Genomic DNA, 8,808 nt, shown 5'->3' on the forward strand with positions numbered 1-8,808 from the left:
CTCTTTATATTTTGCCCTCTTTCAATTTTATCCAGGGGAAATCTGTGCCGGTCTTCATCTGTAGTTTCAGGACAACTATCGGGATGTCATTTCGCATATAATGAACCAATTTGACGGCATCCTTATCAGTCGTCAATATGAAATCGACTTTCCTGGAACGGGCAATGTCATAGATGGCATCAAAATCATCCATTTGATAGCAATGATGATCCGGGAACACCAATTCCCGAACGACTTTGATCTCACATTGTTCCGCCAAATCCCGAAATGATTTTGGATTGCCAATTCCGGAGACAAGAAGAGAAGTTTTTCCTTTCATCTTTTCTGACGAATAAGCTTCAGAAGTGATCAAATTCTTGAAAGTGTCGGGAATAAAGAAAACTGAATAAGTGGGAATCTTGCCAAAATTGAAATGCTTTGAATCCTGACCCCTTTGGCCATCCAATACTTCCTTCCGTGTTAAAAGGATAAGCGACGCTCTGCTTATCGCGGACGCCGGTTCTCTTAGAATTCCTCTTGGAAGCAAATAACCATTTCCGAAGGGCTTTTCACCATCGAGCAGGAGGATATTGGTATCACGATACAGACCGAGATGCTGATATCCGTCATCTAGAATAATTAAATCGATCTTAAACTTCTTGAGCAAAAATTGTCCCGTCAAAAATCGATTTTTGCCGACGGCGACGATAACGCCCTTCAACTCCTTTGCGAGGAAATAGGCCTCTTCTCCCGCTTCGGCAGCTGAGACCAATATCTGCATTCCATTAGAAACCAATACGATACGGCCGGGAGAAATTCTCTTATATCCTCTGCTTAATACCGCCACCTGGAAGTCTTCGCGTTGAAAGAATCTCGCCAAGGACAAAACTGCCGGGGTCTTCCCTGTTCCCCCGGCGCTGATATTACCAACACTCATTACCCTCGTCGGCAGCCTTTTGCTTTTCAATATTCCGGACTGGTATAGAGAGATCCTGATTTGCACAGCAGCCCCAAAGAGCATGGATAGCAGATAAAGGACGAAAAACACCCCTCTCCAGGCTCCCTGAGGGCTGTCGGACTTGAGTTGTGTATAGAACCACTGCCGGGTCGACGTATAGGTCTCGGTTTTCATAAACTTCCTAGGATCCACCCTGTTCGGGAAATGATGAACAAATTATCAGGAGACAGTGTGGTTATTCCGGCGAAGTCGGAAATCCATAATCCGCCCAATATCATGTTACTGTCCTCCCGATAAATTCCTCAAGATAGGATGGCAAGAGGTCTCTTCACTCTTCTGCTAATGAATAAGTTTGGAAATGAATTCAAGATTTTTCTCCGAAGCTCCCTGTTTTTCGTATAGGAGTTCCACCGCATTCTTTCCCTTTTCTTCCAGAAGAGAGCGATTCTCCAGATAATAGGAAATCTGGATTGCCAGGTCTTCCTCTCCGGCAATCTCAATTCCAGCCCCTTTGGATTTGAAGAGTTCCGCTATTTCCCTGAAATTATGCATATGCTTTCCAAAAAACGGGGCTTTACCCCAGATAGCTGTCTCAAGTATATTGTGTCCCCCTTTTGGAACAAGACTTCCCCCTACAAATGCGATCGCTGCCCAGTAATACCAATCGGAGAGCTCCCCGATGGTATCCAGTAAAATAACGGGTGCATCCTCCTGTTTCCATTCCGGGTTTTGGGAAAGACCGGTTCTTTTCAAAAACCGAATTCCTGTTCGGTTCAATAATCCAGTTACCTCATTCCAGCGATCCGGATGCCGCGGTGCCAGGATCAGACCCAGTCTCGGAAAGCGCTTCCTGACCAAAACATAGGCCTTCAGGATCATCTCCTCCTCTTTCGAATGAGTACTTCCCGCAATCCACCAGTCCCAACGACTCAAAAGAGGATACTCCTGAAAGGGAATTCTGTTCGGACGAATAATCTGGTCATATTTCGTGTTTCCAGTCGTATGAGTACTTGAAGGTTGCCCCCCCAGGGCGAGAAACTTCTTACGATCTTCCTCTGTCTGCATCAATGCAATGGAAATGCTTCCAAGCCAAACACTCATCAGACTCCTGATTTTCAAGTACCTTCCGAATGACTGGTCGGATATTCGTCCATTAACCAGAACGGATTGAACATTCTTATTTCTAAGCCGGTTTAATAAATTTGGCCATATTTCCGTTTCAAAAAATATAAAGAGCTCCGGATGGATATGGTCGATAACCCGATTTACAATCCAGGGAAAATCAAATGGAAAATAAAAGAGTCCATCGATTCCTTTCATCTTGGCCCTGATATTCTTCTGTCCGGTGACTGTCACTGTAGAAACGACCAGTTTTTTGTCCGGGTATTTCGCCTTGAGTCTGAGCAAGAGAGGTACAGCGGCATTGCCTTCGCCCACTGAAACCGTATGAATCCAGAAGACGGAGCGATCTTTCAGCGAAGAAGTCAGTTCTACAGGAAGAAATCCCAACCGCTCTTTCCAGCCTGTTCGATATTTCGAATTGGTAAAGCTGAGCATCCACCAAATGACAAAAAACGGAAATAGGAGTATGAGAATACAATTGTAAAACAGCGTAGCCATATTTAATCCAGTTTGAACTGTTGAGAAGTTGAATTGCGACCCGATTTTGGGTGCAAATCAAGCAATTCAACGAATAAACAGATCAACAGGTTCTTAAGAAGTATCGGTCTGCTTCTTCCGTTATTTTATTGAGTGTGATTTCCAAATCCTTTCTCCTTTCCTCTAATTGTTCTCGTGTTAAATTCTTTTCAACCCGGATTGGCTTGCCCCAGATAAAAATGCCTTTAGAAAAGAGGTGCGGAATTAAAAAGTGATCCCAAGCCTTAAGTTCTTTTCGGGAGGAGCTGCTGAAAGTAACCGGAATAATGGGTAGCGAAGTCATACGCGCAAGTTCGATAATTCCCATTTGTACCTTGTATGCCGGCCCTTTGGGTCCATCTGGGGTGATCGCAATATCAGAACTTCCCGAAAGTCGCAGCAATTCCCGAACGGCCCTAAAACCACCACGGGTTGAAGAACCTCGGACAGATTGGAATCCAAAATAACGCATGGCGCGTGTCACAATTTCTCCGTCGCCATGTTGGCTGATCAAAATATGAATTAGTTTCCCGTCATATGAAAAGGGCATGAAGAGCTGACGTCCATGCCAAAAGGCAAGAATAAAACGACGGTCCTTTTTATAGAACTCCGCGATGAATTCCTCTCCCACTCTCTTTATTCTGACGGTCATTCTGATTAGGAGAACCACCAGAAATCCCAGAAGAGGAAGGATGATCAATATGACTCTGCGCCTCATGGAGAATAATTTCTGAACTGAATTCCGTATAAATGATGATAGATTCCCTTCTCGTCCCATAATTTGCGATGGGTACCGGATTCAAAGATTCTTCCGTTTTCCATGACCAGAATCAGTGTAGCGTTCTGGACGGTCGACAAACGATGTGCAATTACAAACGTCGTCCGGTTTTTCATCAAGAGCTGAAGAGCCTGCTGAACCATGAATTCCGATTCGGAATCAAGCGACGATGTGGCTTCGTCAAGTATTAAAATTGGCGCGTTCTTCAACAACGCCCGCGCGATGGCAAGGCGTTGTCTCTCACCTCCCGATAGATTCATTCCTCTCTCTCCGACGAGCGTATCATAGCCTTCAGGAAGTTTCTGAACAAAATGATCGGCGTAACCCATTTGCGACGCCATTTTCATTTCATTTTCGGTCACACTTTTGAGACCATAGGAAATATTTTCTCTGATCGTCGTATCAAACAAGACAACGTCCTGACTGACAATCGCGATCTGTTGTCTCAGGGAGGTCAGCGTAAAATCCTTGATATTAATTCCGTCGATTTCAATAGTGCCTCCGGTTGGCTCATAGAATCTGGGAATGAGATTGACCAGCGTCGATTTTCCGCTTCCGCTCTCACCCACGAGCGCGATGATATCCCCGGGATTGGCCTTTACATTGATATGATGCAGAGCAGCAGTTTGGCCGCCCTCATACTGAAATGAAACATCCTTAAATTCGATGGAGCGTTCAACTGATTTCAGGACTATCTTCCCGCTCTCCTTTTGATATTCTGTCGGGGTCTCCAGTATTTTAAAAAGACGTTCGGCTGACGCCAGGGATTGCTGAATATTATTGAATGTCATACTGAGATTCTTGGCAGGTGTATACATAAAGAGAGAAGCTGTCATAAAAGAAAAAAAGGTGCCCGGTGTCGTCACGCCCTGAATGACTTGCAATCCTCCGTACCAGATAATAAAAGCAACTCCGACACCACCGAAAAACTCCATCAATGGAGATGTCGTTTCCATAATTTGTACTCTTTTCATGATATTTCTAAAAAACTGGAAGCTCTTTTCATCAAATCGTTTCTTTTCCTTTTCCTCGGTTCCAAAGGCCTTGATCAATCGGATTCCACCCAGCGTTTCCTGCAGTACCATCGTCAGATCAGCGATCTTTTCCTGACCTTTTCGAGACGTATCCCGAAGTTTCCTTCCGAATTTGAATAGAGGATAATAAGCAAACGGAAGCACAATGATGGCAAAGAACGCGAGCTTCCAGTTTTGATATAGAATAACGCCCGCTAAAGCGATCAGAGTCAGAGATTGCTGAAACAGATCTTTTATCCCGACAGACAGCATATTTTGAAGAACAGCGACATCATTCATGATGTTGGACATCAATTCTCCCGAGGCTGTTTTATTATGAAATTCCAGCGGCATTTTCAGAAGATGATCGTAGACTTTTCCTCGTAAATCCATGATGACTCTGTTTCCCACATAATACATCAGATACGATTGGCCATAAGTGCAGATCCCTTTCGCGAAGGAAGTGCCCAGTATCGCAAGAGGAACAACGAATAAAAGCTGTTCATTTCGATTAATAAAAATTCCATCGAGGACCGGACGCACCAGCCAGGCATAGAGGGCCGTAAGAAGAGAGACTCCGACGGCAAACAAAGCCGCGAAAACAAGTCGTCTCCAGTAGGGCTTTACATAGGCAATCAGCTTGAAATAATGATTCATTGAATCGTCCCGGCTGGCGCCGAAAGGTCTCGACTGGAACGAAAGAGTCTCAAGATCGCATCCGCGGCCCTTTGACTTGCCTTTCGATCAGTCAATTTGGAGCGGATTATATTAAACTTCTCCTTCATTTGCCGGATTGTCTGAGGGTTTTCAAATATTTCCAAGACCTTTGCTGCAATATTTTCCGGGGTCGCTGCCTCCTGGACCAATTCAGGAACAAATTTTTCACCCACAACGATATTGACCAAACCGATCATTCTTATTTTCAGCAGATTTTTACCGATCCAATATGTCCAGGGAGAAACTTTATACACAATCACCATCGGAATTCCGATGATGGCTGCCTGAAGCGTGGCTGTTCCGGAGGCCACCATTAAAATGTCACAGACCGACATGACTTCACTGGCATCCCCTTCGATCAGGGTAATCAAAACGGGAAAAGAGGTTAGCCGGGATTCAATATCCTGACGGGTAAAGGTCGGAGCAACAGGTAGAATGAACTGCGCCTCCGGAATTTTCCTCTTGATGATTTCTACTGCTTTAAGCATGACAGGCAGTACGCGGTCCAGTTCGCTTTTTCGACTTCCCGGACAGATGCCATATAGAGGGAGATTGTGATCCAGTCCCCATTTAAAAGTGAGCTCTTCCCTGGAATAGGAGGCATGGATCTCCTCTAGAAGAGGATGGCCCACAAACTCAACCGGTATTTTTTCATCCTTGTAGAGCTGTTCCTCAAAAGGGAGTATCACGAGCATCTGGCTGACCAGCCGCTTGATTAAATGAATGCGCCCTCTCCGCCAGGCCCAGATTTGGGGAGAAATATAATAAGAGACCGGGATGCCCAGGCGTTTGGCAACTCTGGCGACCCGCAGATTGAAATCAGGATAATCGATCAGAATAACCTGTTGAATCGATCTTGTTTTTAGGGATTGAATGACTGCAAGATAGGCCTTTCGAATTACGTGAAGGTGGGACACCACTTCAAATAATCCTACCACGCCCAGGGATTGAATATTAAATATGAGCTCGGCACCCGCGGATTGAATAGCCTTGCCGCCTATTGCGAAGATTTTCAATTGGGGCTCTTTACTCAAAAGCGCCTGTACCAGCTTTCCTCCATGGATATCACCTGATGCCTCGCCGGTAATTATGAGAATATTTTTCATCAGGCGGAGGTCAGGCAAATGTTGCTGACTTTTGAATTGCAATCCTTGCAATTTCTTCGGCCACTTTTAGCGCCTCTCTTCCGGCAACTCCGGAAATCACGGGCGGCGTCCGGTTTTTACAATTCTTGACGTAGTCCTGCAATTCCAGTTTCAAGGGTTCCTCCTTTTCAACAGAGGGGTATTCGACGATGATCTTGGTCTGATCATTTTCTATTCCCTTTCTCGCTATCACGACTTCTTGATTTTGATAATCCAAAGAGATGTAACAATCTGGCTGAAAAACTCGAATCTTCCGCATTTTATCCAGGGACACACGACTTGCGGTCATATTTGCAACGCAGCCACTCTGAAATTCCAGTCTCGCATTGACAATATCGATTTCCTTGGAAAGTACCGGAATCCCCATGGCTCTCACTTCGGTAATAGGCGAATTCGTCAGACTCAGGATAATATCGATATCATGAATCATCAAGTCCAGAATGACATTCACATCTGTTCCTCTTGAAGCAAATGGACCGATTCTGTGATTTTCGATAAAACGGGGATGGATAATCAATTCCTTCGCCTTTAAATAGGCCCGATTATATCTCTCAAGGTGACCAATTTGAAAAACGGCCTGTTTATCTTCTGCCTCTTTGATCAAGAGATCTGCTTCTTCAAGCGTTGCTGTTATCGGTTTTTCCAAAAGGACATCTATCCGATTCTTTAACGCCTCATGGGCCACCTCAAAATGGAGTTGTGTCGGAACGGCAATACTCAATGCATCTGCCCGCGAGAGAAGATCAAGGTAATTCTTGAAAAACCGGGTCTTGTATTTTCCGGCAATTTCCGTACCCCTTGTTTCATTGGAATCTGCAACGCCCACTAATGTTACACCCGGCATTTCGGAATAAATTCGGGCATGATGCTGTCCAAGATGACCCACGCCAATGACGCCAATATTTAAAATCTTATTTTGATTCACTTTCGTATCGGATTCCAATAATTCCTATACCCCCTTTCTCTGCAAGGGCAACCGTTTCTTCCCGATCCAGTAATAATGTGCTGTTCGCTTCCAGCGCAAGAATCGAGGCATGAACTTCAATCATTGTTCGGATCGTTTCTGGACCAATGGTAGGGAGATCGAACCTTAAGTCCTGGTCCGGTTTGCAGACTTTCACGACAATGGCATCCGATTTACCCAGGCGCCCTCCTCTTCTAATTGCTTCATCCGTACCTTCAATAGCTTCTACCGCCAGGATCACTTTCTCCTTAACCAGGACCGTTTGTCCAATATCTAGTTTCCCCATGTTCTTTGCAATTTTCCAACCGAATTCGATGTCCTGGAGCTCTTTCCGGTTTGGTCTTCTGCTGGTCAAAGAACCTTCTTGCACCAAAAGGGCTTTTAAATAAGAGGTCGACTCCCTGACATACAGATGTTCTTTTTCCAGATCCGATGCAATGGCCCTTAGTATGGCATCATCTTTTTTATCTTTCACGGAGGAGAGAACCTGGACCGCTCTTAAATCGGGTATCACATCGGTAAAGAGTCGCGTCTTCTTGATACCCCCTGCCATCACCAATTCATGCACTTCTTCTCTCTTGAAAATCTTGATCAATTTTCCCAATTGGCCGACCTTGATCCAGAATATGCGATCCACATGTTCTTCAAGTTCTTTCAGCGTCTCCCCAAGATGGGCAACCGCCACGACTTCAAATCCCTCTTTTTTCATCTGTTCTGCAAAGATGATGGGAAACCGTCCATTTCCTGCGATAAGGCCTATTTTTTTCACTATCGGGAGATTCCTCTTTCCGACGACTGGACAAATTGAACCAGACGATTCACATCGGGCTGATCCAATTTTTCATTTTTAATCTTCTCAACTGCGTCGACCAGGGTAAGTCCCGATCGAAAAAGAATCTTGTAGGATTTCTTGAGTGAATCGATTCTTTCTTTGGTAAATCCTTTTCGTTTAAGCCCAATCATATTCAATCCGTAAAGCGATGTTCGATTCCCCGCCGCACAGACATAATGCGGGATATCCTGGGCAACCGCCGAGGCTCCACCAATCATCACATAATCTCCGATACGTACGAATTGATGAATGCCTGTCAAACCTCCAATGATCGAATCATTTCCGATTTCGACATGCCCTCCAAGCGTTGAGGCGTTTGCCAGTATGGACCTGTTTCCAATAATGCAGTCATGTGCAATATGGACATAAGCCATAAAAAAATTATCGTTCCCGATGACGGTCTTTCCTCTCCCTGTTTTGGTTCCTCGATGAACAGTTACAAATTCCCTGAATGTATTATTATTTCCTATCAAGACCGCGGTTTCTTCATTTCGATACTTGAGGTCCTGCGGAGCGGCTCCGATCGAACTGAAGGGAAAAAATTTGCAATTTTCTCCGATCTCCGTTATGCCGTCAATCACACAGTGCGATCCAATTGATGTTCCTTTTTTCACATGGACGGACTCCCCGATAATTGTGTAGGGACCGATTTCGACATTTTCGTCGAGTTTTGCGTTCGGATGAATAATGGCTGTCGGATGTTTGGACATGGGAATATTCATTCTCCTTTTTCTTTGTAATCATGGCCATCAATTCCGCTTCGCAGACGACCTCATTGTTGACA

Annotated in this window: 8 protein-coding genes; all 8 read right to left on the reverse strand. The window is 44.9% G+C overall.

Translation table 11 applies throughout. From position 1 onward, the window contains the following. Nucleotides 1–4 precede the first annotated feature (4 nt). The 8 genes from lpxK to lpxA all read right to left on the reverse strand — a co-directional run bounded on the left by lpxK (nucleotide 5) and on the right by lpxA (nucleotide 8,734). Nucleotides 5–1,111: a tetraacyldisaccharide 4'-kinase gene (gene lpxK / locus HY200_01300; GenBank protein MBI3593573.1), complete on the reverse strand. Its 1,107-nt coding sequence runs from the start codon at nucleotides 1,109–1,111 to the stop codon at nucleotides 5–7. Between the two features lie 165 nt (nucleotides 1,112–1,276). Beyond that, on the reverse strand, nucleotides 1,277–2,557 hold the full coding sequence (locus HY200_01305; GenBank protein ID MBI3593574.1) for a 3-deoxy-D-manno-octulosonic acid transferase: 1,281 nt from the start codon (nucleotides 2,555–2,557) through the stop codon (nucleotides 1,277–1,279). An 82-nt stretch (nucleotides 2,558–2,639) separates the two neighbouring features. After that, complete coding sequence (locus HY200_01310; GenBank protein MBI3593575.1) at nucleotides 2,640–3,275, reverse strand: lysophospholipid acyltransferase family protein; 636 nt, start codon at nucleotides 3,273–3,275, stop codon at nucleotides 2,640–2,642. A 14-nt stretch (nucleotides 3,276–3,289) separates the two neighbouring features. Further along, entirely contained in the window at nucleotides 3,290–5,023 is a 1,734-nt protein-coding gene (gene msbA / locus HY200_01315) for a lipid A export permease/ATP-binding protein MsbA (GenBank protein ID MBI3593576.1), read from the reverse strand. Further along, nucleotides 5,020–6,189 (reverse strand): lipid-A-disaccharide synthase, encoded by a 1,170-nt coding sequence (gene lpxB / locus HY200_01320; protein ID MBI3593577.1) that lies wholly within the window; start codon nucleotides 6,187–6,189, stop codon nucleotides 5,020–5,022. Before lpxB ends, msbA begins: the two co-directional genes overlap by 4 nt. A gap of 10 nt (nucleotides 6,190–6,199) precedes the next feature. Then, nucleotides 6,200–7,153, reverse strand: a complete 954-nt coding sequence (locus HY200_01325) for a Gfo/Idh/MocA family oxidoreductase (protein ID MBI3593578.1) — start codon at nucleotides 7,151–7,153, stop codon at nucleotides 6,200–6,202. After that, on the reverse strand, nucleotides 7,140–7,964 hold the full coding sequence (gene lpxI, locus HY200_01330; protein ID MBI3593579.1) for a UDP-2,3-diacylglucosamine diphosphatase LpxI: 825 nt from the start codon (nucleotides 7,962–7,964) through the stop codon (nucleotides 7,140–7,142). Before lpxI ends, HY200_01325 begins: the two co-directional genes overlap by 14 nt. Then, nucleotides 7,961–8,734: an acyl-ACP--UDP-N-acetylglucosamine O-acyltransferase gene (gene lpxA / locus HY200_01335; protein ID MBI3593580.1), complete on the reverse strand. Its 774-nt coding sequence runs from the start codon at nucleotides 8,732–8,734 to the stop codon at nucleotides 7,961–7,963. The genes lpxI and lpxA overlap by 4 nt, the downstream gene beginning before the upstream one ends. Between the last annotated feature and the right edge of the window lie 74 nt (nucleotides 8,735–8,808).

Source organism: Nitrospirota bacterium (genome assembly GCA_016194305.1).
Taxonomy (GTDB): domain Bacteria; phylum Nitrospirota; class Nitrospiria; order JACQBW01; family JACQBW01; genus JACQBW01.

Bases quoted from the DNA above. Each gene is read 5' to 3' on its own strand.
- lpxK (MBI3593573.1), bottom strand. From the start codon at position 1,111: ATGAAAACCGAGACCTATACGTCGACCCGGCAGTGGTTCTATACACAA.
- HY200_01305 (MBI3593574.1), bottom strand. From the start codon at position 2,557: ATGGCTACGCTGTTTTACAATTGTATTCTCATACTCCTATTTCCGTTT.
- msbA (MBI3593576.1), bottom strand. From the start codon at position 5,023: ATGAATCATTATTTCAAGCTGATTGCCTATGTAAAGCCCTACTGGAGA.
- lpxB (MBI3593577.1), bottom strand. From the start codon at position 6,189: ATGAAAAATATTCTCATAATTACCGGCGAGGCATCAGGTGATATCCAT.
- lpxA (MBI3593580.1), bottom strand. From the start codon at position 8,734: ATGTCCAAACATCCGACAGCCATTATTCATCCGAACGCAAAACTCGAC.